Annotated in this window: 24 protein-coding genes; 8 read left to right on the forward strand and 16 right to left on the reverse strand. The window is 61.8% G+C overall.

Going from position 1 to position 22247, the window contains the following annotated elements; translation table 11 throughout:
• The first annotated feature begins 161 nt into the window (after window positions 1–161).
• Genes hisC through GR198_RS17695 form a run of 3 tightly spaced genes read left to right on the forward strand, consistent with a single transcriptional unit; the run spans window position 162 to window position 2607 of the window.
• Window positions 162–1259, forward strand: coding sequence for a histidinol-phosphate transaminase (hisC, locus tag GR198_RS17685; RefSeq protein WP_171600146.1), 1098 nt, complete (start codon window positions 162–164; stop codon window positions 1257–1259).
• Window positions 1256–2179 carry a prephenate/arogenate dehydrogenase family protein gene (locus GR198_RS17690; protein ID WP_164048682.1) on the forward strand — a complete coding sequence of 308 codons (924 nt, stop codon included), beginning with the start codon at window positions 1256–1258 and terminating at the stop codon, window positions 2177–2179. The genes hisC and GR198_RS17690 overlap by 4 nt, the downstream gene beginning before the upstream one ends.
• Before the next feature lie 8 nt (window positions 2180–2187).
• Complete coding sequence (locus GR198_RS17695) at window positions 2188–2607, forward strand: GNAT family N-acetyltransferase (RefSeq protein ID WP_164069327.1); 420 nt, start codon at window positions 2188–2190, stop codon at window positions 2605–2607.
• A gap of 97 nt (window positions 2608–2704) precedes the next feature.
• Here GR198_RS17695 and GR198_RS17700 read toward each other — a convergent pair whose 3' ends face one another.
• Entirely contained in the window at window positions 2705–3721 is a 1017-nt protein-coding gene (locus GR198_RS17700; RefSeq protein WP_164069328.1) for a DUF2125 domain-containing protein, read from the reverse strand.
• A 51-nt stretch (window positions 3722–3772) separates the two neighbouring features.
• On the opposite strand from GR198_RS17700, the gene GR198_RS17705 reads away from it, so the two are divergent.
• Window positions 3773–4303: a gamma-glutamylcyclotransferase gene (locus GR198_RS17705; protein WP_164069329.1), complete on the forward strand. Its 531-nt coding sequence runs from the start codon at window positions 3773–3775 to the stop codon at window positions 4301–4303.
• Between the two features lie 2 nt (window positions 4304–4305).
• Here the strand turns inward: GR198_RS17705 and GR198_RS17710 are convergent, their stop codons facing one another.
• The 4 genes from GR198_RS17710 to ftsE form a co-directional block, all read right to left on the reverse strand.
• On the reverse strand, window positions 4306–5103 hold the full coding sequence (locus GR198_RS17710; RefSeq protein ID WP_164069330.1) for a lysophospholipid acyltransferase family protein: 798 nt from the start codon (window positions 5101–5103) through the stop codon (window positions 4306–4308).
• A gap of 187 nt (window positions 5104–5290) precedes the next feature.
• Window positions 5291–6001 carry a YdcF family protein gene (locus GR198_RS17715; protein ID WP_138331697.1) on the reverse strand — a complete coding sequence of 237 codons (711 nt, stop codon included), beginning with the start codon at window positions 5999–6001 and terminating at the stop codon, window positions 5291–5293.
• Window positions 6002–6074: 73 nt separating this feature from the next.
• Window positions 6075–7088 carry a cell division protein FtsX gene (locus GR198_RS17720; RefSeq protein WP_003543319.1) on the reverse strand — a complete coding sequence of 338 codons (1014 nt, stop codon included), beginning with the start codon at window positions 7086–7088 and terminating at the stop codon, window positions 6075–6077.
• Complete coding sequence (gene ftsE, locus GR198_RS17725; RefSeq protein ID WP_003543317.1) at window positions 7081–7740, reverse strand: cell division ATP-binding protein FtsE; 660 nt, start codon at window positions 7738–7740, stop codon at window positions 7081–7083. The genes GR198_RS17720 and ftsE overlap by 8 nt, the downstream gene beginning before the upstream one ends.
• A 206-nt stretch (window positions 7741–7946) precedes the next feature.
• Between ftsE and GR198_RS17730 the strand changes: the two genes are divergently transcribed.
• The 3 genes from GR198_RS17730 (at window position 7947) to GR198_RS17740 (ending at window position 9851) form a co-directional block, all read left to right on the forward strand.
• Window positions 7947–8603, forward strand: coding sequence for a membrane protein (locus GR198_RS17730; protein ID WP_029871092.1), 657 nt, complete (start codon window positions 7947–7949; stop codon window positions 8601–8603).
• Window positions 8604–8730: 127 nt separating this feature from the next.
• Window positions 8731–9273: a hypoxanthine phosphoribosyltransferase gene (hpt, locus tag GR198_RS17735; protein WP_003543314.1), complete on the forward strand. Its 543-nt coding sequence runs from the start codon at window positions 8731–8733 to the stop codon at window positions 9271–9273.
• Window positions 9274–9491: 218 nt separating this feature from the next.
• Window positions 9492–9851 (forward strand): response regulator, encoded by a 360-nt coding sequence (locus GR198_RS17740; protein WP_003543311.1) that lies wholly within the window; start codon window positions 9492–9494, stop codon window positions 9849–9851.
• A gap of 145 nt (window positions 9852–9996) precedes the next feature.
• Here GR198_RS17740 and GR198_RS17745 read toward each other — a convergent pair whose 3' ends face one another.
• From GR198_RS17745 to argH, 4 genes are all read right to left on the reverse strand, one after another.
• Window positions 9997–12648: a TIGR02302 family protein gene (locus GR198_RS17745; RefSeq protein ID WP_164069331.1), complete on the reverse strand. Its 2652-nt coding sequence runs from the start codon at window positions 12646–12648 to the stop codon at window positions 9997–9999.
• Window positions 12649–12914: 266 nt separating this feature from the next.
• A complete protein-coding gene (gene lysA, locus GR198_RS17750) occupies window positions 12915–14183 on the reverse strand; it encodes a diaminopimelate decarboxylase (RefSeq protein WP_164069332.1) in 1269 nt (422 codons plus the stop codon).
• Between the two features lie 11 nt (window positions 14184–14194).
• Window positions 14195–14407, reverse strand: coding sequence for an LPS translocon maturation chaperone LptM (gene lptM, locus GR198_RS17755; protein ID WP_029871095.1), 213 nt, complete (start codon window positions 14405–14407; stop codon window positions 14195–14197).
• 181 nt (window positions 14408–14588) lie between these two features.
• Window positions 14589–15992 (reverse strand): argininosuccinate lyase, encoded by a 1404-nt coding sequence (gene argH, locus GR198_RS17760; protein ID WP_164026826.1) that lies wholly within the window; start codon window positions 15990–15992, stop codon window positions 14589–14591.
• 40 nt (window positions 15993–16032) lie between these two features.
• Here argH and tlpA point away from each other — a divergent pair, with 40 nt between their 5' ends.
• Window positions 16033–16695 carry a thiol:disulfide interchange protein TlpA gene (tlpA, locus tag GR198_RS17765; RefSeq protein WP_164069333.1) on the forward strand — a complete coding sequence of 221 codons (663 nt, stop codon included), beginning with the start codon at window positions 16033–16035 and terminating at the stop codon, window positions 16693–16695.
• Window positions 16696–16707: 12 nt separating this feature from the next.
• Here the strand turns inward: tlpA and GR198_RS17770 are convergent, their stop codons facing one another.
• The 7 genes from GR198_RS17770 to GR198_RS17800 all read right to left on the reverse strand — a co-directional run bounded on the left by GR198_RS17770 (window position 16708) and on the right by GR198_RS17800 (window position 22224).
• Window positions 16708–17589, reverse strand: coding sequence for a 3-hydroxybutyryl-CoA dehydrogenase (locus tag GR198_RS17770; RefSeq protein WP_003543296.1), 882 nt, complete (start codon window positions 17587–17589; stop codon window positions 16708–16710).
• 148 nt (window positions 17590–17737) lie between these two features.
• Window positions 17738–18667, reverse strand: a complete 930-nt coding sequence (locus GR198_RS17775) for an electron transfer flavoprotein subunit alpha/FixB family protein (RefSeq protein ID WP_029871098.1) — start codon at window positions 18665–18667, stop codon at window positions 17738–17740.
• Between the two features lie 23 nt (window positions 18668–18690).
• Entirely contained in the window at window positions 18691–19440 is a 750-nt protein-coding gene (locus tag GR198_RS17780) for an electron transfer flavoprotein subunit beta/FixA family protein (protein WP_164069334.1), read from the reverse strand.
• A 174-nt stretch (window positions 19441–19614) separates the two neighbouring features.
• Window positions 19615–20409 (reverse strand): rhomboid family intramembrane serine protease, encoded by a 795-nt coding sequence (locus GR198_RS17785; protein WP_029871100.1) that lies wholly within the window; start codon window positions 20407–20409, stop codon window positions 19615–19617.
• Between the two features lie 33 nt (window positions 20410–20442).
• Entirely contained in the window at window positions 20443–21021 is a 579-nt protein-coding gene (locus GR198_RS17790) for a cob(I)yrinic acid a,c-diamide adenosyltransferase (protein ID WP_164069335.1), read from the reverse strand.
• Window positions 21022–21168: 147 nt separating this feature from the next.
• Window positions 21169–21372 (reverse strand): twin transmembrane helix small protein, encoded by a 204-nt coding sequence (locus GR198_RS17795; protein ID WP_029871102.1) that lies wholly within the window; start codon window positions 21370–21372, stop codon window positions 21169–21171.
• A gap of 18 nt (window positions 21373–21390) precedes the next feature.
• Window positions 21391–22224: an SDR family oxidoreductase gene (locus tag GR198_RS17800; protein ID WP_164026829.1), complete on the reverse strand. Its 834-nt coding sequence runs from the start codon at window positions 22222–22224 to the stop codon at window positions 21391–21393.
• Window positions 22225–22247: the final 23 nt, after the last annotated feature.

Raw genomic sequence — 22247 nt, forward strand, 5'->3', positions numbered from 1 at the left:
TTTAAGGAATTATGCAGGAGGTAGCGTCGCTCCCGGCGTTCCCCAACTGCTTGTGTCACGCCCATGGCTCTCGACAACAATCGCATTCCGCTTTAATGCCACTTGGTGTTTTTCAGCCCGGATTTACCGGCAATTCCAAGGTCGAACCCATGAGCGTTGAGATGAGCAAGCCCGTTCCGCGTCCCGGTATTCTCGATATCGCAGCCTATGTGCCGGGCAAGGAACATGCGCCGGGTGTTGCCCGCGTCTACAAGCTTTCGTCCAACGAAACGCCGCTCGGCGCCAGCCCGAAGGCAATCGAGGCCTTCAAGACGGTTGCCGATAATCTGGGGCGTTATCCTGACGGGCAGGCGATCGAACTGCGCGAGGCGATCGCCGCCGTGCACGGTCTCAATCCGGCAAACATTCTCTGCGGCAACGGGTCCGACGAGCTGCTCGGCCTGCTCTGCCATGTCTATCTTGGCGCCGGCGACGAGGGCATCATCACCGAGCACGGCTTCCTCGTCTACAAGATCCAGATCCTGGGCGCGGGCGCTACGCCCGTTGTCGTCAAGGAGAAAGACTATACAGTTGATGTCGATGCGATCCTTGCCGCGGTGACGGAGAAGACGAAGATCGTCTTCATCGCCAATCCCGGCAATCCCACAGGCACCTATGTTTCCGTCAGCGAAATCCGCCGCCTGCAGGCCGGACTGCCGAAACATGTCGTCCTGGTGCTCGATGCCGCCTATGCCGAATATGTGCGCCGCAATGATTATGAAGCCGGCATCGAGGTCGTATCCTCCAATGCCAACGTGGTGATGACCCGCACCTTCTCGAAGGCCTATGGTCTTGCGGCGCTGCGCGTCGGCTGGATGTATGCGCCCGCCGAGATCGTCGACGCGTTGAACCGCGTGCGCGCGCCGTTCAACTTGAACGCACCGGCAATCGCGGCCGCCGCCGCTGCCATCCGCGACCAGGCCTTCATCCAGCAGGCGGTCTCTTTCAACCAGATGTGGGTGGAGACGCTCACCCAGGCGCTCGAAGCGATCGGCCTGAAGGTGACGCCGTCCGTCGCCAATTTCGTCCTCATCCATTTCCCCGAGATCGACGGCAAGCGCGCCGCGGATGCCGACGATTTGCTGACGAGCCGCGGTTACATCCTGCGCGCCGTGCGCGGTTATGGCTTCGCCAATGCGCTGCGCATGAGCATCGGCCCCGAGGAGGCAAATCGCGGCGTGATTGCCGCGCTCACCGAATTCATGGGTCATCAGCCATGAGCGTGCAGTTCGATCGTATCGCGCTGATCGGCATCGGCCTGATCGGATCGTCGCTCGCCTATGACATCAGGCGGCTTGGTCTTGCAAGGGAGATCGTCGTCGCCACACGCAGCCCCGATACGCTGAAGCGCGCGGAAGAGCTCGGCCTCGGCGACCGCTACACGACGTCTTCGCAGGATGCCGTCAAGGATGCCGATCTGGTGATCGTCTCGGTGCCGGTCGGCGCTTCGGAAAGTGTAGCGAAGGAGATTTCGGCAAGCCTGAAGCCCGGGGCCATCGTCACCGATGTCGGTTCGACCAAGGCTTCTGTCATTGCGCAGATGCTGCCGCATATGCCTGATAATGTGCATTTTATCCCCGGCCATCCGCTGGCCGGCACCGAGAAATCCGGCCCGGATGCCGGCTTTCCCGGCCTCTTCGAAGGCCGCTGGTGCATTTTCACGCCGGTCGCCGGCACCGATGAGACAGCGTTGAAGCGGCTTCGCAGCTTCTGGGAAACGCTGGGCTCGAAGGTCGACGAGATGGATGCCGAGCATCACGACAAGGTGCTCGCCATCGTCTCACACCTGCCGCATATCATCGCCTACAATATCGTCGGCACGGCCGACGATCTGGAGACGGTGACGGAATCGGAAGTCATCAAATATTCCGCCTCCGGCTTTCGCGATTTCACCCGCCTTGCTGCCTCCGACCCGACGATGTGGCGCGACGTCTGCCTGCACAATCGCGACGCGATCCTCGAAATGCTGGCGCGGTTCTCGGAGGATCTCGCCTATTTGCAGCGCGCCATCCGCTGGGGTGAGGGCGACAAGATTTTCGAACTCTTCACCCGCACACGCGCCATCCGCCGTTCGATCGTCCAGGCTGGCCAGGATGTCGACGCGCCGGATTTCGGCCGCCATGCGCTGGACAAGAAGTAGCCGCGGCGATGGTGGAGGTGGCACGTGCCGGCCAGGCGGATATCGACTGGCTGGTGCGCGCGGATGCCAGCGCCGGTGAAGCGTGGGTATCGCGCTGCGTCGCGCTCGGTGAATATCTGGTTGCCAGGGAGGCCGGCGAGATTGTCGGCTTCCTGCGTTTCTCCCGCTTCTGGGGCAGGGTTCCCTATATGGAAATGATCCGCGTTCTGCCCGGCCACCGCCGGTCTGGCGTTGGAACGGCGCTGTTTCTCGCCTGGGAAGAGGCCATGCGCGACGACGGCGCCCGCCTGCTGATGACGTCGAGCGAATGCGACGAAAGCCGGCCTCAGGACTGGCATCGCCGCAACGGATTTTCCGAAACCGGCGCGATCGAATTGCCCGGCCTGCAATCGGTGCCGGAAGTCTTTTTCATTAAGCAAATCGCCTGAAGCGCCTCGCGTCGAGCCGGAATCATGCGAGGCGCTTCAGGCCTTTCCTATGCATCCCGTTATCCCAAGACCGCTGGACACTTTTGGGGGAGATGCATCAGATCGGCGGAATCCGGCCGAGCGGGATGAAACCGCTGACGGTGGCATTGCCGCGATCGACGACGAGATCGACGGAGACCTTGTCGCCGCCGCCGGCAAGTGCCTTCAAGAGCTTGGTTGCCGTGTTGACGGTCGAGGCGATATCCGGAAAGGCCTGTTTCAGACTGTCGCCCCAAGGGCCGAGTTGTTCGATCTCCAGCTTGAATTTTCCCGAAAGGAAGCCCTGCTCGTCGAAGGAGAAGGGGCCGGTCAGTGTCATCACCTTGCCGTCGCCGATGTCGGCGACGATGCGGCGCAGGTCGCCGGTGGCACCATTGAGGCCGTTCCGGTCGCTGCCGTCGATCAGGCCGGCCTTACCGGCGACGGTCAGATCGATGCTCGCCGAGAATTTGGGGAAGATCTGCGGCCAGTCTTTGATCGCCGTGTTGGCGTCCTGCACGGAGATCGCACCGTCGAGATCGGCACCGTTCTGGCGCAGATGGATTTCGGTGCGAGCGGCATCGAAGCTCATGGTCTGGCCGGTGTAGGAGGAGACGGCCATCGCCTTCAGACCCTCGATGACGGTCGAGCTGCGGTCGACGCCCTGCAGCCTGGTTGCAAGGCTCGCCTGCAGGTTCGTCCATTGGGCCGAGATCGAAAGGCCGTTGCTGGTGCGGATCTCTGCCGGCGAATCGAGTTCCCAGACGATATCGCCGGGCGCATAGACCTGTGCTGCCGAGCGCAGCGCGCCGAAGGTGGCGGAGACGCCGTTGACATTGTCGTCCACGTCGATCTTGGAGCAGAACAGGCCGATACGGAAGGGATAGCCGCGGAATTCGATATTGGAGCATTCGCCGCTGACGCCTGCCTGGTCGCGCGGCGCGATCGCTTTCAGCACCGTGGTCTTCAGCGCCGACGCCGCATAGAACCAGCCGCCGGTATAAAGCGCAATCACCAGGAGGACGCCTCCACCCAGCAACCAGAATTTCTTACCGCTGCCGGATTGGCTGCTGCCGGATTGGCTTGACGCTGCCATGATGTTCTCCAATGGTGAATCGCAAATGTGATTCCCGGTCTGGCGTGCGATATGGACGAATTTTGGGTATTTGGCTACGGTTCGCTGATGTGGAATCCGGGCTTCGAGTTCATGGAGCGGGCAGAGGCCCTGGTCTACGGCTACAGGCGTTCGCTCTGCGTCCGCTCCTTTGTCCATCGCGGCACCCGCGATAATCCGGGCCTGGTTCTCGGCCTCGACAGGGGTGGCGCCTGCCGCGGCATGGCTTTCCGCATTTCTGCGGAAAAATGGGATGAGGTGATCGATTATCTCCGCGCCCGCGAGCTGGTCACCAATGTCTACCTGGAGCGCCGGGTGCGGCTGCAGCTTTCCGGCCGGCGCCGGGTGGAGGCGGTCACCTACATCATCGACCGCGAGCATGAACAATATGCCGGCGCACTTGATGCGCTTGCGGCGGCGCGCGTGGTGAACGAAGCAAAAGGCCAGTCTGGTCCGAATGACGCCTATGTCTTCAACACGCTGACGCATCTGAAGCAGATGGGTATTCGCGACCATTGGCTGGAGCAGGTCGTCAACGAAGTGGGGCGGCTACGCGCCGCCTGATCTCAGCCAGTTGCCGCGTTCAGCTTGCGCAGCTCGACCAGCCTTTCGACCGCTGTCGGCGGGAGCGGCAGATGCGGATTTTGCGCGATGGTCTCGAGCAGAAGCTCGTCGCTTGCCCGCTCCGATACCTCGATCAGATGGGTAAAAAAGGCGTCCGGATCCATTCCCGGCATGATCGGTGGCAGGATCCTCACCTTGAAATGGCCGGGATAGCGACGAATGCTCCGCCGCGGCCAGAAGAGGCCGGGATGCATGGCGACCGGCACGACGGGGAGGTTAAGATCGCGGTACATGCGGGCGATGCCGTATTTATAGAGCGGCTCCGCGCCCGGCGGGCGGCGGGTGCCCTCGGGATAGATGATGAGCTGGCGGCCGGTCGACAGCTCTTCCTTCGTGCGTTTCAGCACTTCCACCATCACCTTGCCGCGGGCGCCGCGATCGACCGGGATCATGCGCTGTTTCTTCGCATACCAGCCGAAGAGCGGAATCCACATCAGTTCGCGCTTCAGGATATAAACCGGATCCTTCAGCCAGGGCAGCAGTGCGTAGGTATCCCAGAAGGACTGATGCTTCGGCGCCAGGATGTAACTGCCGTCAGGCAGGTTCTCCAGGCCCTCGATCTCGAAGGTGGTGCCGACGATCACCCGCATCAGCCAGTGGTTGGAGCGCGCCCAGTTCTTCGGGATCGCATAGGCGATCTTGCGCGGCACCACGAAATAGTAGGGCGAGAGCACAATCATCCGGATGATGAGGTTGGCGTAGAAGATCGTGTTGAAGAGAACGGAACGCAGGGCGATCATGAAACTTTCCCGAGGCATGCTCACGCGACCGGCCTACACGATATTGCCCGCCATAAAAAGCATTTGATGACGCCTTAACTAAAAGCCTAGCGCATGACCCCGAAAGTCGGAATCGATTTTCGCAAGGGATTATGCGCAACTTTCAAAGGATGGACCGTCCTTGCACGTCCTATCGAAGCGCGGCGCTCTATTCTTGGCCGGACGCACTTGCCGAGCGCAAGCCGGTGTGGCGGCCGAAGCCGGTGATGTTGCGGGCGCCAGTCAGCAGCACTTTCACATATTCGGCCAGCATGACGCGCATCGCATTCGGGTCGGTGAACCAGTTGCGGCTCTTCAAATCCGAGTTGACCACGGGATAAGCGATGAACTCGATGTCGGGATCGACATAGGAGAGCTCGGCGAGGCTTCGCGGCATGTGGTAGTTGTTGGTGACGATCAGAACGCTGCGGTATCCCTTGGCGTGGATCCAGTTCGAAGCTTCCTCGGCATTGCCGATCGTGTCGATTGCATCATAGCCGATATCGACACAGCAGGAGAAGAGATCGGCCGAACCCTGCGTCATCTTGCGGATCTGTGCCGGTGTCGTCGTCGGGTGGGCGCCGGAAATGAGCAGGCGCTTGCCGGCACCCTTCTGCAGCAGCTCCACGGCCTGGTCGATGCGCTGGTAACCACCCGTCAATACCACAATGGCATCCGCTTTAGGCTCGGCCGGCGGCCTGAGTGTCGTCACCGAATCGGCAAAACGCAGAAAGCCGCCGAACACCAGGGCGATTACCAGCAGGCAGCCAAAGCCGCCCCAGCGCAGCAGGCGGCGGATCGGCCCACGCCGCGGCGGCAGACCCGCCGGGCGATCAAGCTCCGGGTCCTGATGAATCGGGTTGGGTGTCGTGTGTCCCATCGTCATGAATCGTGATTATACGCTGATTGCGGCGCGGAACAGACGCTTTCATGGCAAAACGGCACGGTCACGTTCAACTTCCGATGCCGTCGGTGCGTGTCGGGTCCGAGCGTAGCGTATCGATTTCGTAGATCGTCCGCATGACGGTCAGCCGCGCGGTGAAGGTGGTGAGGAGCGCGATGACAATCATCGTTGCGAAGATGCCGGCATAACCGAGCACGCCGACGGAGAAGGTGCCGAAGAGCGCGGTCGCCTGGTCCGTTTCGGGAGTGGCGAGGGTGCGGCTTTGCCAGAAACCGGCGGTGGCGAAGAAGAGAGCGGCAAGCGCGCTGCCGATCGCCGAGCCCTTGAGGCTGATCTTCAGGAAATGCTTCTGGAATTCGGTGGCGACGAAGGAGCTTTCGGCGCCGACGAAATGCAGCACCTCGACGACGTGACGGTTGCCCGACAACGCGCCGCGCGTGGCGAAGACGACAGTGAGCACCATCGCCGTGAAAACCAGGAGCAGGATGCCAGTGCCGATCATGACAGTCGTGTGCGCCATGGATACCAGCCGGTCGACCCAGGTGCGGTGATCGTCGAGGGTGGCCTGCGGGATACTGTCCTTCAGCAGCGCCCGCATCGAATCGAAATCCGGCGGATTGCTCTCGTCGATGGTGATGATGACGAGGCGGGGAACGGGCAGATCCTTGAGATCGAGACCGGGGCCGAGCCACGGTTCGAGCAGGCGAGCGGTCGCCGCCTCGTCGACGATCTGGCCGCTCTTGGTGCCGACGAAGGTCAGCGCGAGATCGCGCGCCTGGGTCAGCGCCTTTTCCATGTCGAGATTGTCGTCCGGCTTGATCTGGATGGTGATCTCGCGCGAGATCTGGCTCTCCCAGCTTGCCGCCGTCGAGCGCACCATGCTGACGCCGCCGAGCGTCAGGCAGGCGAGAAAGGCCATGATCGATATCACCACCATCAAGGCGCTGCCCTGGATGTTGGAAGGCGGCAGGATCGGTGCGGTCGGGCGCACGCGCAATTCCGGCCGCTTCTGCTGGGTCTTGGCAGACGCCTTCTCGGGGTTTCTGGACGGGGGCTCAGTCATAGATATCGAGATGCCCCTCTGAGAGGATCATGCGGCGGGCTTCTACCTGTTCCATCAGCGCCAGGTCATGCGTGGCGATCACGACCGCTGTGCCGAGGCGGTTCAGCTCGAGGAAAAGGTTGAGCAGGCGCTTGGCCATCGGCGGGTCCACGTTGCCGGTCGGCTCGTCGGCCAGCAGCACTTCCGGCCGATCCATCAACGCCCGGGCGATTGCGGCGCGCTGCTTCTCGCCGCCGGAGAGTACGGGCGGCAGCACGTTGATGCGTTCGCCGAGGCCGACCCATTTCAAAAGTTCCAGGACGTCGGTCTTGTAGGAGCTTTCATCCTTGCCACGCACCCGTAAGGGCAAAGCGACATTCTCATAGGTGGTAAGATGGTCGAGGAGGCGGAAATCCTGGAAGACGATGCCGACGCGGCGGCGCAGAAGCGGCAGTTCGGGGCGGGGGATTTCGGAAATGTCGCGCCCGAACATGCGGATCAACCCGCGCGTCGGCTGCAGCGACATGAAAAGCATCCGCAGCAGCGACGTCTTGCCGGCGCCCGATGGACCCGTCAGGAACTGAAAGGATTTCTTCGGAATGTCGAACGTCAGGTCCCGGAGGATTTCCGGGCCCATGCCATAGCGCAAACCGACATTCTCGAAGTGGATCAACGGGCAGCTCAGTCTGTTGTGGGTTTCACCGCACGACTTGTTAACCAACACCGTTAACAGCCGGTAAATTTTGCTGAAAAGACGCCCGTTTGATGGCGATCTTTGCGAAGCATTAACCATTAAAATTTACGACTGAGCAGGATTCGTTTCAATGCCAAGATTTCCCCTGGCAGCGAAACCATGTGGACATCTGCGAGGCAGCCACCATGGAAGCATCCTTCAGTCGCCGGACGCCGGGCCAGGCCTATGATTTCCTGCCGCCGGAACCCGCCAACCGTCAGTACCGCTCGGCGCGTCCTGCCGATATCTCCGACGCCGAATTCGTCACCCTCGGTAAAGTTCGGCCCAGGGAATTCAATGCAAGGACCTATAACGACAACCGCAAGCGTATGGCTGCCGCAAACGCCGCACCGCCGCCGTTCATGCCGGCAATGGCTGCTTCCATTCTGCAGACCGTGGAATCCTGGCTGCAGCGCGCGTCGATGCGGAGCTTCGCAGCGCTGGTGCTGGCGCTCGTCGTGCTCGTCTTCGGGCTTGCGGGTGGTTTTTCCGGCCTCTCCGGCGAGCGAGCCACTTCCGGAGCGTCACTGCATTTCACCCATGTCACTGTGACGCCGCGTGATGCGAACGGCATGCGCGTGCTCGTCATCAACGGCATCATCGAAAACGAGAGCGGCACGACGCAGACGGTGCATCCGATCCGTGCCGATCTCGTGACCGACGAACGGCTGACCGCAAGCATCGTCATCAACCCGCCGGCCGACGTGATCTATGGCGGCCAGAGCCGTGGCTTCTCGGCTCGCGTCCAGCATGCCGGCGGAAAAATACCGGAGGTCCGGCTTTCCTTCCTGCCACAGACGTAACAGGACATGGATTGCCGATTTTCGCGTCGCAGCTCGCGCCAATCGCGTTAATTTCATAGCCGGCGAGGCTGTTTCAGGCTCGCATATGTGCTAACGGCTTACCCTTCTTTTCATGGAGCAAGCCCTTATGCCTGTCGTGCGCGGAAAAAACATCGAGCCGCTCTTCACCGCCGAGCAGATCGCCGAGCGCAATCATTCGATGGCGCGGGAGATCGCCAGTGGCCCGACCAAGGACCTGCTGGTCATCGCCGTGCTCAAGGGGTCCTTCATCTTCGCTGCCGACCTGATCCGCGCCCTGCATGATAGCGGGCTTGCCCCGGAGGTCGAATTCATCACGCTGTCGAGCTACGGCATCGGCACGGTTTCTCAGGGCGTCCGCATCGTCAAGGATATCGACAGCGACGTGCATGGCCGCGACGTCCTGCTGATCGACGATATCCTCGAATCCGGCCGGACGCTGCTCTTTGCCAAGGAGCTGCTCTTCGAACGTGGCGCGCGCAACGTCACGATCGCCGTGCTGCTCGACAAGCGCGTCAAGCGCAAGGAAAAGCTGGAGGCCGACTATGTCGGCTTCGAATGCCCTGACTATTTTGTCGTCGGCTATGGCATGGATGTCGCCTATGCCTTTCGCGAACTGCCCTTCGTCGGCGTGGTTACCGGGGACGCCTGAGCTACTGCATAATTCCTTAAATCGGAATCGATTTAAGGATAAAATTATGCAGCAATTAAAAGTGTTACAGCGTCCTTTGCGCGTCTTAAAGACGCGCGGCGCTGTAATGCCTTCAAGACGGGTTGTTAACCATCTCGTCCATCGCTTCACCATCTTTACCGATCGAAAAGGAAAGTCTGGTGATTTCCGTCGCGGGGCTGATACGGAGCGATGCACATATGGCAAGAATTCTGATTACGGAAGACGAGGACTCCCTGCGGTCCTTCGTGGCCCGGGCCCTGCGGCTTGATGGTCACGAGACCGATGAGGCGGCCGATGGGGCCGAGGGGCTGGAGAAGCTCAAGGACGGGGTCTACGATCTGCTGCTTTCAGACATCCGCATGCCCGTGATGGACGGCATTGAACTCGCCCATCAGGCAAAAGACGCTTTTCCTGGCTTGAAAATCCTGCTGATGACCGGCTATGCCGAACAGCGCGAACGGGCCGACGATCTTGCCGAAAAGATCATCGATGTCGTTGCCAAGCCGTTCGCGCTTCCCGATATCCGCAAGGCTGTTGCCCGGGCGCTCGTCGCGTAGCGCGTAATGCCGAAAGGTGTGAGCGATCGTCGGACGAGATGGTGCTCACCTTCCTCGATTGAGATCCGGATTTAGATTTTAGGCCGCTCCGGCCTAAAATCATTCTGTTAGAGCGACTGCGATCCATTGTGCGGTGACGCAGGACCTATTGGATGTCCAACAGCCGCTCGAGATAGCGCCGTTCCATTTCCTGCGGTGGATTGTTGCCGAGTTTTTCGCGGATCGCGTCAAGGATTTCTCGCGCCCGCTGAACGTCGATTTCGTCAGGCACCTTCACGTTATCGCCGAACTCAGGTCCCTGGGTCCGGCGTGGCCGGCCGAGCGGGTCGCGGCCGTTCTGGTCGCCCTGGCCCACCTGGCCGTTCGGACCTTGACCCTGCTGGCCCTGCTGCGCCTGCATCATCTGGTTCATCATGTCGCGGGCGCCCTGGCGAAGTGCTTCGAGCGCGCGGCCCTGGCCCTCGACGGCCGGCTGGCCGCGGCCCTGGCCGAGTTCACGGCCGGCGCCTTCCATCTCGCGCTTCGCCTGGCCGAAGCCCGGGCCAGGCTTCATGCCCATCTCGCCAAGGCTTTTCTGCAATTCGCCGAGTTGTTTGCCGAGCGCATCCTGCTGGGCGCGCAGCTGTTTCAGCGCCTCGCGCAGTTGCTCGGCCGTCATCTGGTCGGAGGGCTGCTGGCCTTCCTTGCCTTGCTGGCCCTGCTGCTGGTCCTGCGGCTCGCCGTTCTCTCCGGGGTTCATCTCGTCGAGCAGCGGATCGTTTTCGCCCATGTCAGTCTCGCCGCGCTGCATGCGGTCCCTGAGCTGCTGGTCGAGCCGGAAGGTCTGTTCCATCAGCTTCTGCTGGTCGCGCAGGATCTCGCCGAGCTTGTCGATCTGTTTGCGGGCTTCGCTGTTTTCCTGGCCCTGCTGGCCGCGCTGCGGGCGGCCCGCCTGCAGGTTGTTCATCATCCGCTGCAATTCCGACAGCATCTGCTGGGCCGCGTCACGATTGCCGGAGCGGGCAAGATTCTCGATCTGGTCCATCATCCGTTCCAGATCCTGCTGGCGCAGGATATTCTGCGCATTCTGGTTCGGCTGCATCGGCGCGTTCTGCATGCGCTCTGCAAGCTCGGTCATATAGTCCTGCATCGCCTTGCGCAGCTCGTCCATCAGCTTCTTGATCTCCGCATCGGGAGCGTTGCGGTCCAGCGCGTCGGCAAGCTTCTGCTGGGCTTCGCGCAGCTTGCGCTCGGCGAGCGAAAGATCGCCGTCCTCCATGCCGAGGGCGATCTCCCAGAGATATTGGGCCGTATCCTTCAGCGCATCCTCACCCTTTGCGAGCTTCATGCGCGTCAAGGCGGATTCGAGCAGCAGATAGTTGGTGAGCTTGGGGATGGTCTCCTCGGGGCGGATGGTCAGCGCCTCGTTCAGGGCGATCGCTTGCGGCATCTTGCGCGTATCGAGCGCGAAGACCTGCCGTTCCTCGGCGACGGCCGCGGCAAGCGGCTCGTTGAAGGGCCGCGACGGCAGCACCATCTCATGCGGCGGGCTGCGGCCGGTCTGGCCGGCAGCATCCTTGGCGACGAGGGTGATGCGCACGCGCTTGCCGGCGAGCGGATGTTCGGTCAGGTTCCGGCTGGTCACGCCCTTGGCGTCGCGGGCGTTGCGGCGGGGGACATCCAGCCGGTACTCCGGCAGCGGATAGAGCGGCGTTGCGGTCGGGTCTGTTTCGACGGGAACGATCTCCGCATGCGCCTCCTGGACGCCGTAATCGTCCTTGACGGTGAAACCGATTTCAAGCGCGCCGTTGACGCTGGGCTTCGGCAAACCGTTAAAGGCAATCTCCGGCGCCTTGTCGGGGAGCACGTCGAAGCTCCAGCGGCGGCCATTGACCTCGAGTGCACCGTTCTCCTGAAGCTTCATCATATGCGTCTGCGCAACGAGAGCCTGGCTGGCCGGTGCCGCCGTCTGCTGCTCGCTGCCTGATGCTGCCGTCTGCTGCGGCTTGGTATCGGCCTGCACGGCGATATCCTGCGCTTCGCCGTTCGCCTTGCGGTACACCACCTTTTCGGCCGTCTTTCCGCCGCTGACGCGGACAGTAAGGCTTGAAAACTGCGGAATGCCGATCGGCGCCTGCTCACTGCCGTCGGCCGTCAGGTAAACCGGGGCGCGGCCGGTATAGGAAGGCGGCGTCACCCAGGCGTCGATGCGCACCGCCGGATCGCTGACCACCTGCTCGGGTGCTGCCTGCAACGCGTCGCGGATCGAGCCGCCGTTGATCGACAGCGAATAACCGAAGGCAGTGACAAGCAGCAGCGCCGGGATGGCGCGCAGCGCGAAACGGTCATGCACGGCAATATCAGGCCGCGGCAGTCCGGCATCGAGTGCCGCGATCTTTTCGGCCATGCGGGTCTGGTGCTCGCGCCAGAGCGCCCGGCCGAAGGGCGTATCGAAGGCCGGCTCGTCTTCCTGGACGGTGACCGGCTGGTGCGGCAGGCCGTTGCGCTCTTCCAGCATGCGGTCGGCTTCAGCGATCCTCGGCCAGCGCAGGGTGCGGAAGGGGAGGAGCGAGACGAGAAAAGCGGCAGCAAAGGCGATGAGCAGCAGGATGCGCAGCCAGTCCGGCACGCTGCGGAAGAGGCCGAACCAGGAGGCAGAGAGATAAAAGGCGATGACGGATAGTACCGGCATCAAAGGCGGCAGCAGCTGCTCGAAAAACAGCACGATGCGCGCCAGCAGGCGTTTCGTCGTCACCAGCCGGGCAAGCGAGGGACGGAACGCAAATGCACCTTTCTTCTGCCGAGAGGGGCTTGTCATCGGTCCGGTCTCCGCGATCTGGCGTTCTGGAACAGAGGGCGCTTCCGGCGATTGCAGGGCAATACGCTCATGAACGAAAGGATAACACTCTTTGTGGCGAAGGCGAGGGCGAGTGGCCGATAATACCGGCTTTTCACGTTTGTTCGCCAAAAAGTGATGGCTACTTAAAGCGCGTCGTGATCTTTTAGATCGCTTCGCGCGCTTTAAGTCTTTGTTTTACGCATGTCGTGATCGCAAAACCGCTGCGCACTTTTGCGCGACATGCTTCAGTCGAGCCAGGCGGGAACGGAGTCGAGGCTGATCAGTTCGGCATAGGTTCTGCGCGGGCGAATCGTATGAAAATCGCTGCCCCTGACCAGAACTTCGGGCACCAGCAGGCGGCTGTTATAAGTGCCGGCCTGGACCGCGCCGTAGGCGCCGGCAGTGCTGACGGCCATCAGGTCGCCGGGCTTCGGCATCGCCATCTCGCGGTCGAGCGCCAGATAGTCGCCGGTCTCGCAGACCGGGCCGACGACATCGGCGCGGATGCGGGGCGCGTTGGCCGCAGAAATCGTTACCGGGCGAATCTCGTGATAGGCCTCGTAGAGCGTCGGGCGGATGAGATCGTTCATCGCGCCGTCGACGATGACGAAGGTCTTTTCGCCGCCATCCTTCACATAGAGGACTTCGGTCACAAGGATGCCGGCATTGCCGACGATCAGGCGGCCGGGTTCGGTGATGATCTTGCAGTCCAGGCCGCGCAGCTGGTTCTTGACGATTGCGGCATAGGCATCCGGCAGCGGCGGCGGATTGTTGTCGTCCTTGTAGGGGATGCCGAGGCCGCCGCCGATATCGACGTGATGGATGGTGTGGCCGTCGGCGCGGAGCGTCGCGACAAGATCATGCAGCAGCTTGAAGGCATCGTCGAAGGGCTGCAATTCAGTGATCTGGCTGCCGATGTGCATGTCGATGCCGGTGACCTCGATGCCCGGCAGCCTGGCAGCATGGGCATAGATGGCGCGGGCGCGCTCCCAGGAGATGCCGAACTTGTTTTCCTTCTTGCCGGTCGAGATCTTGGAATGCGTCTTTGCATCGACATCAGGGTTGATGCGGAAGGAGACCGGCGCTTTCTTGCCAGCCTTGACGGCGCGCTGGTTGAGGATCTCGAGCTCGGGCTCGGATTCGACGTTGAAGCAGTAGATGCCGGCTTCGAGGGCGAAATCCATCTCGGACGGCGTCTTGCCGACACCTGAGAACATGATGCGGCTCGCCGGAATATCGGCGGCAAGCGCGCGGCGCAGCTCGCCTTCGGAGACGACGTCGATACCGGCGCCGAGGCGGCCCAGCGTCTTCAGCACCGCCTGGTTCGAATTCGCCTTCATCGCATAGCAGACCATGGAGTCCATGTCGGCGAAGGCTTCCGAAAAGACGCGGTAATGGCGCTCCAGTGTCGCGGTGGAATAGACGTAAAAAGGGGTGCCGACCGCCTTGGCGATCTCGGGAACGGGGACGTTCTCCGCATGAAGGACGCCGTCGCGGTACTCGAAATGGTTCACGGGCTTGTGCCTTAAAGAAGGGGATCGAGAAGGAAGGGCTTGTCGACGGTTCCCGGCTGTTTCGTCGGCTTGGACACGTCGCCTTCCTTGGTTGCCGCAGCGCTCGGCGGATCGAGGTCGCCCTTGCGCCCGCATCCGGCAACGGCAAGGCCGATGACGGCGAGAACCGCCGTCAGGCGGACGAGGTGCGGCAAGCTCTTCATGGATATCCTCTTCTGCGGCATGTGATGGGCATCATTCGTACCGAACGATGGACATCATTCATATCGAATGACGGACATCATTCATATCGAATGACGGACATCTTCATAGCGAAGTTTATTCGCCTTGTGCACCCTGATTGTTGGCGGTCTTTGCGCGCCCCGCAGGAAGGGCGCGGCGGCTTTTCGCCACGCCTGGTATCTCCTAGTTGCGGGCGCGCCAGAAGGCGATCTGCTTGCGCACTTCGGACGGCGCGGTGCCGCCGAAGCTCTTGCGGCTGGCGACCGAGGCTTCGACGGTCAGCACGTCGTAGACCTTGTCGGTGATCGCGGCATGGATCGCCTGCAGATCGGAGAGCGGTAGTTCGGCAAGGTCGCAGCCCTTGCTTTCGGCGAGCGCTACGGCGCGGCCTGTGACGTGATGGGCGTCGCGGAAGGGGAGGCCCGCTTCGCGCACCAGCCAGTCGGCAAGATCGGTCGCCGTCGAATAGCCGGAGCCGGCAGCCGCCTTCATGCGCGCCGTGTTGACGGTCATGTCGCGCACCATGCCGGTCATGGCGGCAATTGCCAGTTCCAGGCTCTCGGCTGCGTCGAAGACCTGTTCCTTGTCTTCCTGCATGTCCTTGGAATAGGCGAGCGGCAGACCCTTCATGATCGTCAGCAACGCCACCAGCGAGCCGTTGATCCGGCCGGTCTTAGCGCGCACCAGTTCGGCGGCATCCGGGTTCTTCTTCTGCGGCATGATCGACGAGCCGGTCGAGAAGGCGTCGGAGAGGCGCACGAAACCGAATTGCGGGGTCGACCAGATGACGATCTCTTCTGCCAGGCGTGACAGGTGCATGCCCGCAATCGCTGCGATCGACAGGAATTCGATGGCGAAATCGCGGTCGGAGACCGTATCGATGGAGTTGCGGGTCGGCTCGCGGAAACCGAGCGCCTTGGCGGTCATGTGGCGGTCGATCGGATAGCCGGTGCCGGCAAGTGCGGCGGCACCGATCGGGCTTTCATCCAGATGCTCGATAGCGTGGCGCACGCGCGAGCGATCGCGGCCGAACATTTCGACATAGGCCATGCAGTGATGGCCGAAGGTAACGGGCTGGGCGGTCTGCAGATGGGTGAAGCCCGGCATGACGCTTTCGGCATGTTCTTCGGCGCGGTCGAGGAAAGCCGCAATCAGGCCGGTCAGCATCCGCTCGGTCTTCTGCAGCTCTTCCTTCACCCAGAGACGGAAGTCGAGCGCCACCTGATCATTGCGCGAGCGGGCGGTGTGCAACCGGCCGGCCGCCGGTCCGATCAGCGTCGCCAGACGTGCCTCGACATTCATATGGATGTCTTCGAGCTGACGCGAGAATTCGAAATTGCCGCTTTCGATTTCTGACAGGATCGTGTTTAGCCCGTGAACGATCTTGTCCTTATCTTCCGCGGAAATGATCCCCTGATGGGCGAGCATCGTCGCATGGGCAATCGAACCGCGGATATCCTGCGCGAATAGCTTCTTGTCGAAACCGATCGAGGCATTTATCTCCTCCATGATCGCGTCCGGGCCGGAGGCGAAGCGACCGCCCCACATCTGGTTGGAGGATTTGGTGTCCGTGGTGTCGTCGGCCATGAAGGTTTCCGCCTTGAGGATGCATGTCCAGGAGAATGAAATGACGACAAGAAAACCCCTCGGGCTGCCATCCCTGAAATGGATCATGATGGCCGCCGTAGCGGGTGTCGTTGCCGGTGCGGCAGCGGTATACGTGAAGGAGACGGGGATTGGCAATGGCGGCGGCGAAACGGCATCAGTCGAATGCAAGCTTGCGAGGGATCGCGTCGCCAGCCTCACGCCGCTGATGAAGGGACAGGTGGCCGCGATGGTCGCCGCCTACGAGCCGCGCAAACTGACCGCAGTCTCGTTCAACGGGCCGGACGGCAAGCCGCTGACGCTCGATCATTTCGCCGGCAAGACCGTGCTTCTCAATCTCTGGGCGACATGGTGCGTTCCCTGCCGCGAGGAGATGCCGGCGCTGAACGCGCTCGAGAAGGAGATGGGCAGCGACAGGTTCCAGGTCGTGCCGGTCAATATCGATACCGGCGACGACGAGAAGCCGAAGACCTTCCTCACCGAGATCGGCGTCGATGCGCTGCAGCTCTATCGCGACAATACGATTTCGGTGTTCAACAGCCTGAAGAAAGAGGGCCTCGCCATGGGGCTGCCGGTGACGCTGTTGATCGATGACAAGGGATGCTTGATTTCAGCGATGAACGGTCCGGCTGCCTGGGACAGCGAGGATGCCAAGGCTCTGATCAAGGGTGCGATCGGGTCGTAGAGCCGCGAGCGTTTACCGCGTCGGGACCGGTACTTCACCGCGATAGTCATAGAAGCCGCGGCCGGACTTGCGTCCGAGCCAGCCGGCTTCGACATATTTCACCAGCAGCGGGCAGGGACGATATTTCGAGTCCGCCAGGCCATCATGCAGCACCTGCATGATCGAGAGGCAGGTGTCGAGGCCGATGAAATCGGCAAGCTGCAGCGGTCCCATCGGATGGTTGGCGCCGAGCTTCATCGCGGTATCGATGGCGTCCACCGTGCCGACGCCTTCATAGAGCGTGTAGATCGCTTCGTTGATCATCGGCAGCAGGATGCGGTTGACGATGAAGGCCGGGAAATCCTCGGCGACGGTGATGGTCTTTTCCAGCGTGCCGACGAATTCCTTGGCGGCGGAAAAGGTCTTCTCGTCAGTGGCGATTCCGCGCACCAGTTCGACCAACTTCATGACCGGCACCGGGTTCATGAAATGTATGCCCATGAAGCGCTCGGGGCGGTCGGTGGCGGCAGCAAGCCGGGTGATGGAAAGGGAAGAGGTGTTGGTGGCAAGCAGCGCTTCCGGCTTCAGGACCGGACAGACCTGGGTATAGATCTTGCGCTTGACCGTTTCATCCTCGGTGGCGGCCTCAATGACGAGATCGGAGGGGGCGAGATCATTGACATCGGACGAGCCTGTGATGAGCGACAAGGTCGACTTGCGCTCCTCTTCGGTCATCTTGCCGTTCGTCACCAGGCGGGCCAGGTTGCCGTTGATGGTGGCAAGGCCAGATTCGATGCGGTCCTGCGAGAGATCGTAGATGTGAACCCTATAACCTGCGGCGGCCGAAACATGCGCGATGCCGCAGCCCATCTGACCGGCACCGATAATACCAATATTCTTCAACACCGCATTCATCTCCAAACCCCCGCACGGCGTTCGCCCCCGCGCCGCCGCATTTTTCTAGCAATGCTGCCGGACGAAGGATCGCCCGGCAGCAGTAGTAGCCCGATAAAAGATAATTTTCCAGTCATTCGCAAGTGCGAAAGAAAAGCATTTGACGCGGTCAGAGCGCCTTTTCCAATTCCGGCAAGACATCGAAGAGATCGGCGACCAGTCCGTAGTCAGCGACCTGGAAGATCGGCGCCTCCTCGTCCTTGTTGATGGCGACGATGACCTTCGAATCCTTCATGCCGGCCAGATGCTGGATGGCGCCTGAAATGCCGCAGGCAATGTAGAGCTGCGGCGCCACCACCTTGCCGGTCTGGCCGACCTGCCAGTCGTTCGGCGCATAGCCGGCATCGACGGCGGCTCTGGATGCACCGACGGCAGCGCCCAGCTTGTCGGCAAGCGGCAGGATGACTTCCCTGAACTTCTCGGCCGAGCCGAGTGCGCGGCCGCCGGAGATGATGATCTTGGCCGATGTCAGTTCCGGCCGGTCGGAGGCCGACAGCGCATCGCCGACGAAGGTCGAAAGCCCAGGATCGGAAACCGCCGGGATCGCCTCGATCGTTGCCGAGCCACCTTCGGGCGCAGCAGCAAAGGATGCTGTGCGCACGGTGATGACCTTCTTGGCGTCCGTTGCCTGCACCGTCTGGATGGCGTTGCCGGCATAGATCGGCCGCTTGAAGGTGTCGGACGAGATCACCTCGATGATCTCGGAGACCTGGGCAACGTCGAGCAGGGCTGCGACGCGCGGCAGAACGTTCTTGCCGACGGAGGTCGCGGCGGCAATGATTGTGTCATAGGCGCCAGCCAGCGAAACGATCAGGTCACCGAGCGGTTCGGCAAGGTTGTTGGCGAGTTCGTCGCTTTCGGCCAGCAGCACTTTCGAGACGCCGGCAAGCTTGGCAGCGGCATCGGCAGCAGCCTTGGCGGCCTTGCCGGCAACCAGCACATGCACGTCGCCGCCGATCTTTGCGGCAGCCGTCAGCGCCTTGGCGGTCTGATCGGACAGGTTGGCATTGTCGTGGTCAGCCAGAAGAAGAATGGTCATGATGATGGCTCCTTAGTTCTGGCTTAAAGCACGCCGGCTTCGTTTTTGAGCTTGTCGATCAGTTCGGCGACCGACTTGACCTTGACGCCGGCCTTACGGCCCGACGGCTCCTCGGTCTTCAATACCTTGAGGCGCGGTGTGGTGGACACGCCGAAGTCGCCGGGCGTCTTCTTGTCGAGCGGCTTCTTCTTCGCCTTCATGATATTCGGCAACGAGGCATAGCGCGGTTCGTTCAAGCGCAGGTCGGTGGTGACAACCGCCGGCAGCTTGATCTCGATCGTCTGCAGGCCGCCATCGACTTCGCGGGTGACCTGAGCCTTGCCGTCCCCGATCTCGATCTTCGAGGCAAAGGTCGCTTGGGCAATTCCCATCAGCGCCGCCAGCATCTGGCCGGTCTGGTTGCTGTCGTCATCGATCGCCTGCTTGCCGACGATGATCAGACCGGGCTGTTCGGCATCGGCGACAGCCTTCAAGATCTTGGCAACCGTGAGCGGTTCTACAGCATCGTCTGTCTCGACCAGGATCGCCCGGTCGGCGCCCATGGCAAGTGCGGTGCGCAGCGTCTCTTCGGCCTTGGCAGGACCGATCGAAACGACGACCACTTCCTCGGCCTTGCCGGCTTCCTTCAGCCGCAACGCTTCTTCCACCGAGATCTCGTCGAACGGGTTCATCGACATCTTCACATTGGCAAGCTCGACACCCGTGCCGTCCGGCTTCACCCGGATCTTCACGTTGTAGTCGACAACCCGTTTGACTGGCACGAGTATCTTCATGTGGTCCTTCCTTCAGGAGAAACTGGCTTCGGAGACTTTTTTAGAAAATGCGCGTTTGGACGCCGCTCCGATTGTCGAATGGCGACATGGATACGCGTTTTTCCTCCAAATTCAACGCTTCCATGACGCCGGTAGGCGATTTGCTTCGGCAATATATGGACGTTTACGTTCACGTCAATATTGTCGGCGGCGGCCCCAGGGAAATCGCTGCGCCGTCCGCCCGTCCGTGCCGGCTGCGATGGCCGGGCCGGCGCCCGGGTCGTTTCTCACGGCGCGGGGCGTGACGATCTCGCGGTCGAAGAGCGGCACACCATGCCGGCGCAGCACCAGGATCAGGAAAGCCCCGGCAAGGATGCCGCCGACATGCGCGCCCCAGGAAACGTCGCCGTCAGGTGCGATCGCCAGCATGAAGAACTGCTGCCCGATCCACAAAAGCAACGGCACGAAGGCCGGCAGGGGCAACGGCACACGGAAAAACACCAGCACCCAGACCCGGACGCGCGGATGCAGCATCACATAGGCGGCAACGACGCCGGAGACCGCCCCCGATGCGCCGACCAGCGGCGCTTCCGAGGTCATGGTCAGCAGGCCGTGGCAGAGCGCGCCGGCGGCCGCGCAAACGAGGTAGAAGATCAGGAAGCGCAGATGTCCCATCGCATCCTCGACATTGTCGCCGAAGACCCAGAGGAAGATCATGTTGCCGGCCAAATGCCAAAAGCCGGTATGGACGAAGGCATAGGTGAGGTAGGTCAGCGGTTCCGGCACGATTTCGAGCCCCTGCGCCAGCATCGCATGGCCGAAGGCAATCGCCGGGATGTAGCCGAGCCCGACGGTCGTCGCCTGGGCTGCCTGTTCGCTCTCCAGGCTGGTCAAAAGCCAGACCGCGATATTCAGTGTCATCAGTGCGAGCGTCACCCACTGAACCTTGATATGTTTCAGCGTATTGGCGTCGTGAAGTGGTATGAACATAAACGCCCCCCGGCGATCGTGATCGTGGCAAACCTATCTGTTTTTTCCCGGAACCCAAAGCACATCCGCGCGGCCCCGGTCATTTGCATGACGTGCGGCGACGAAGAGGAAATCGGAGAGGCGGTTGACATATTTCATCGCCGGCTCGCCGACGATTTCGCCGTCGGTGCGGGCAAGCGCCACCATCAAACGTTCGGCGCGACGCGCAATCGTGCGGGCAAGATGCAGATGTGCGGCAGCCCGGCTGCCGCCTGGCAGGATGAAGGACTTCAGCGGCTCCAGACCGGCGTTCAACTGGTCGATATCACGCTCGACGCGACCGACCTGCGTCTCGGCGATCCGCAGCGGCTCGTAGGCCGGCGGCTCACCGGTGTCAGGGGTGGCGAGATCGGCGCCGAGATCGAAGAGGTCGTTCTGGATCGACATCAGCATGGCGTCGAGTTCAGGCAAGCCGGCCGTGTGCAGCCGCGCCAGGCCGATCGCGGAATTGGCCTCGTCGATCGTACCGTAGGCCTCGACGCGCAGATCGTCTTTGAGCCGGCGCGGGCCGGACACCAGCCCGGTCGTGCCGTCATCGCCTGTTTTCGTGTAGATCTTGTTGAGTTTCACCATGTCACACCGCCCCTTGACGGGAGGGCGTTCGCATCATCCCATCCTCCCGCACCACGCACACAGCGTCGGGGTGCTTCCTCAAGCCAGCACTCACCTCTCCCCTGTCATTCCTGTCCGTGCCCGTCATCAAAATCCCCGTTCCATTGGTCAGGTCGGACGGCCGCCGCCGGTCAGCCACAGCGTCACCATGATCAGGATGACGGCGATCGCCTGCAACAGCACACGAAGCTGCATCAGCTTGTTGGAACGGTTGGGATCGCCGCCCTTCATCATGTTGAAGAGGCCGCGGATCAGGACGAGGGCGACGAGGCCCATGACGATGATCGCGAGGATATAGGTGACCGTGGACATGGCGTTCAGCTTTCTCAGTCAGTCCATCCAGCGCATCAGGCGGTAGAAGAGGCCTGCTGGAAGCAGCCGCTTCAGGAACATGCCCTGCTTAGCCGGAGTCGTTACGGGATAATGTGGCCTCGGATTTTTCGAGTTCAATGCGTGTTTCAACACGGAATAGACCGCTTCCGGGCCGAGTTTATGGCGGTTGACCGGCCCCGATCCGTCAAGTCTCGCCAATTGCCTGATATAGTCGACCGCGTGCGGCGAATTTTCGAGGTCGATATGCTCCTTGAACTTTGCGAGCGCATTGGCGGTGAACCGCGTGGCGATCGGTCCCGGCTCGATCAGGCTCACATGGATGCCGCTGCCCTGCAGCTCCATGCGCAGGGTGATGCTCAGGCCTTCGAGTGCGAATTTGGACGCAGTGTAGGCGCCGCGATAGCGATAGGGGACGACGCCGAGGATCGACGAGCATTGCACGATCCGCCCTTGGCCACGTTTGCGCATCGGCGGAATGACCCGCCGCGTCAGCTCATGCCAGCCGAAGAAATTCGCCTCGAACTGCGCGCGCAGCGTTGCCGTCGACAGATCCTCGACGGCGCCCGGCTGGCCATAGGCGCCGTTATTGAAGAGTGCGTCGATGCGACCGCCGCTGCGTTCCAGAACCGCGCCGACCAGGTCGGAAATCGTCTCGGTCCTGACATAGTCCATCACGAAGGCTTCGATGCCGTCCGCTTCCAGCCCCGAAAGATCGTCCGGCTTGCGCACCGTCGCGAAGACACGCCAGCCATCTGCTTTCAGCGCCCGCGCGCAATGAGCGCCGATACCGGACGAACATCCGGTCACGACGATGGTGCGCTCTCCCGCCATGGAATGATTCCTGTACAAAATGG

Source organism: Rhizobium leguminosarum (genome assembly GCF_010668065.1).
Taxonomy (GTDB): domain Bacteria; phylum Pseudomonadota; class Alphaproteobacteria; order Rhizobiales; family Rhizobiaceae; genus Rhizobium; species Rhizobium leguminosarum_S.

Excerpts from the sequence above, each read along its gene's own strand:
- GR198_RS17740 (WP_003543311.1), top strand. The coding sequence starts at position 9,492 with ATGGCAAGAATTCTGATTACGGAAGACGAGGACTCCCTGCGGTCCTTC.
- GR198_RS17690 (WP_164048682.1), top strand. The coding sequence starts at position 1,256 with ATGAGCGTGCAGTTCGATCGTATCGCGCTGATCGGCATCGGCCTGATC.
- GR198_RS17730 (WP_029871092.1), top strand. The coding sequence starts at position 7,947 with ATGGAAGCATCCTTCAGTCGCCGGACGCCGGGCCAGGCCTATGATTTC.
- lptM (WP_029871095.1), bottom strand. The coding sequence starts at position 14,407 with ATGCCGCAGAAGAGGATATCCATGAAGAGCTTGCCGCACCTCGTCCGC.
- GR198_RS17800 (WP_164026829.1), bottom strand. The coding sequence starts at position 22,224 with ATGGCGGGAGAGCGCACCATCGTCGTGACCGGATGTTCGTCCGGTATC.
- hisC (WP_171600146.1), top strand. The coding sequence starts at position 162 with ATGAGCAAGCCCGTTCCGCGTCCCGGTATTCTCGATATCGCAGCCTAT.
- GR198_RS17710 (WP_164069330.1), bottom strand. The coding sequence starts at position 5,103 with ATGATCGCCCTGCGTTCCGTTCTCTTCAACACGATCTTCTACGCCAAC.
- hpt (WP_003543314.1), top strand. The coding sequence starts at position 8,731 with ATGCCTGTCGTGCGCGGAAAAAACATCGAGCCGCTCTTCACCGCCGAG.
- argH (WP_164026826.1), bottom strand. The coding sequence starts at position 15,992 with ATGGCCGACGACACCACGGACACCAAATCCTCCAACCAGATGTGGGGC.
- GR198_RS17785 (WP_029871100.1), bottom strand. The coding sequence starts at position 20,409 with ATGTTCATACCACTTCACGACGCCAATACGCTGAAACATATCAAGGTT.
- GR198_RS17720 (WP_003543319.1), bottom strand. The coding sequence starts at position 7,088 with ATGACTGAGCCCCCGTCCAGAAACCCCGAGAAGGCGTCTGCCAAGACC.
- GR198_RS17795 (WP_029871102.1), bottom strand. The coding sequence starts at position 21,372 with ATGTCCACGGTCACCTATATCCTCGCGATCATCGTCATGGGCCTCGTC.
- GR198_RS17695 (WP_164069327.1), top strand. The coding sequence starts at position 2,188 with ATGGTGGAGGTGGCACGTGCCGGCCAGGCGGATATCGACTGGCTGGTG.
- GR198_RS17770 (WP_003543296.1), bottom strand. The coding sequence starts at position 17,589 with ATGAATGCGGTGTTGAAGAATATTGGTATTATCGGTGCCGGTCAGATG.
- GR198_RS17775 (WP_029871098.1), bottom strand. The coding sequence starts at position 18,667 with ATGACCATTCTTCTTCTGGCTGACCACGACAATGCCAACCTGTCCGAT.
- GR198_RS17745 (WP_164069331.1), bottom strand. The coding sequence starts at position 12,648 with ATGACAAGCCCCTCTCGGCAGAAGAAAGGTGCATTTGCGTTCCGTCCC.
- GR198_RS17780 (WP_164069334.1), bottom strand. The coding sequence starts at position 19,440 with ATGAAGATACTCGTGCCAGTCAAACGGGTTGTCGACTACAACGTGAAG.
- GR198_RS17700 (WP_164069328.1), bottom strand. The coding sequence starts at position 3,721 with ATGGCAGCGTCAAGCCAATCCGGCAGCAGCCAATCCGGCAGCGGTAAG.
- GR198_RS17790 (WP_164069335.1), bottom strand. The coding sequence starts at position 21,021 with ATGGTGAAACTCAACAAGATCTACACGAAAACAGGCGATGACGGCACG.
- GR198_RS17715 (WP_138331697.1), bottom strand. The coding sequence starts at position 6,001 with ATGGGACACACGACACCCAACCCGATTCATCAGGACCCGGAGCTTGAT.
- GR198_RS17705 (WP_164069329.1), top strand. The coding sequence starts at position 3,773 with ATGGACGAATTTTGGGTATTTGGCTACGGTTCGCTGATGTGGAATCCG.
- tlpA (WP_164069333.1), top strand. The coding sequence starts at position 16,033 with ATGACGACAAGAAAACCCCTCGGGCTGCCATCCCTGAAATGGATCATG.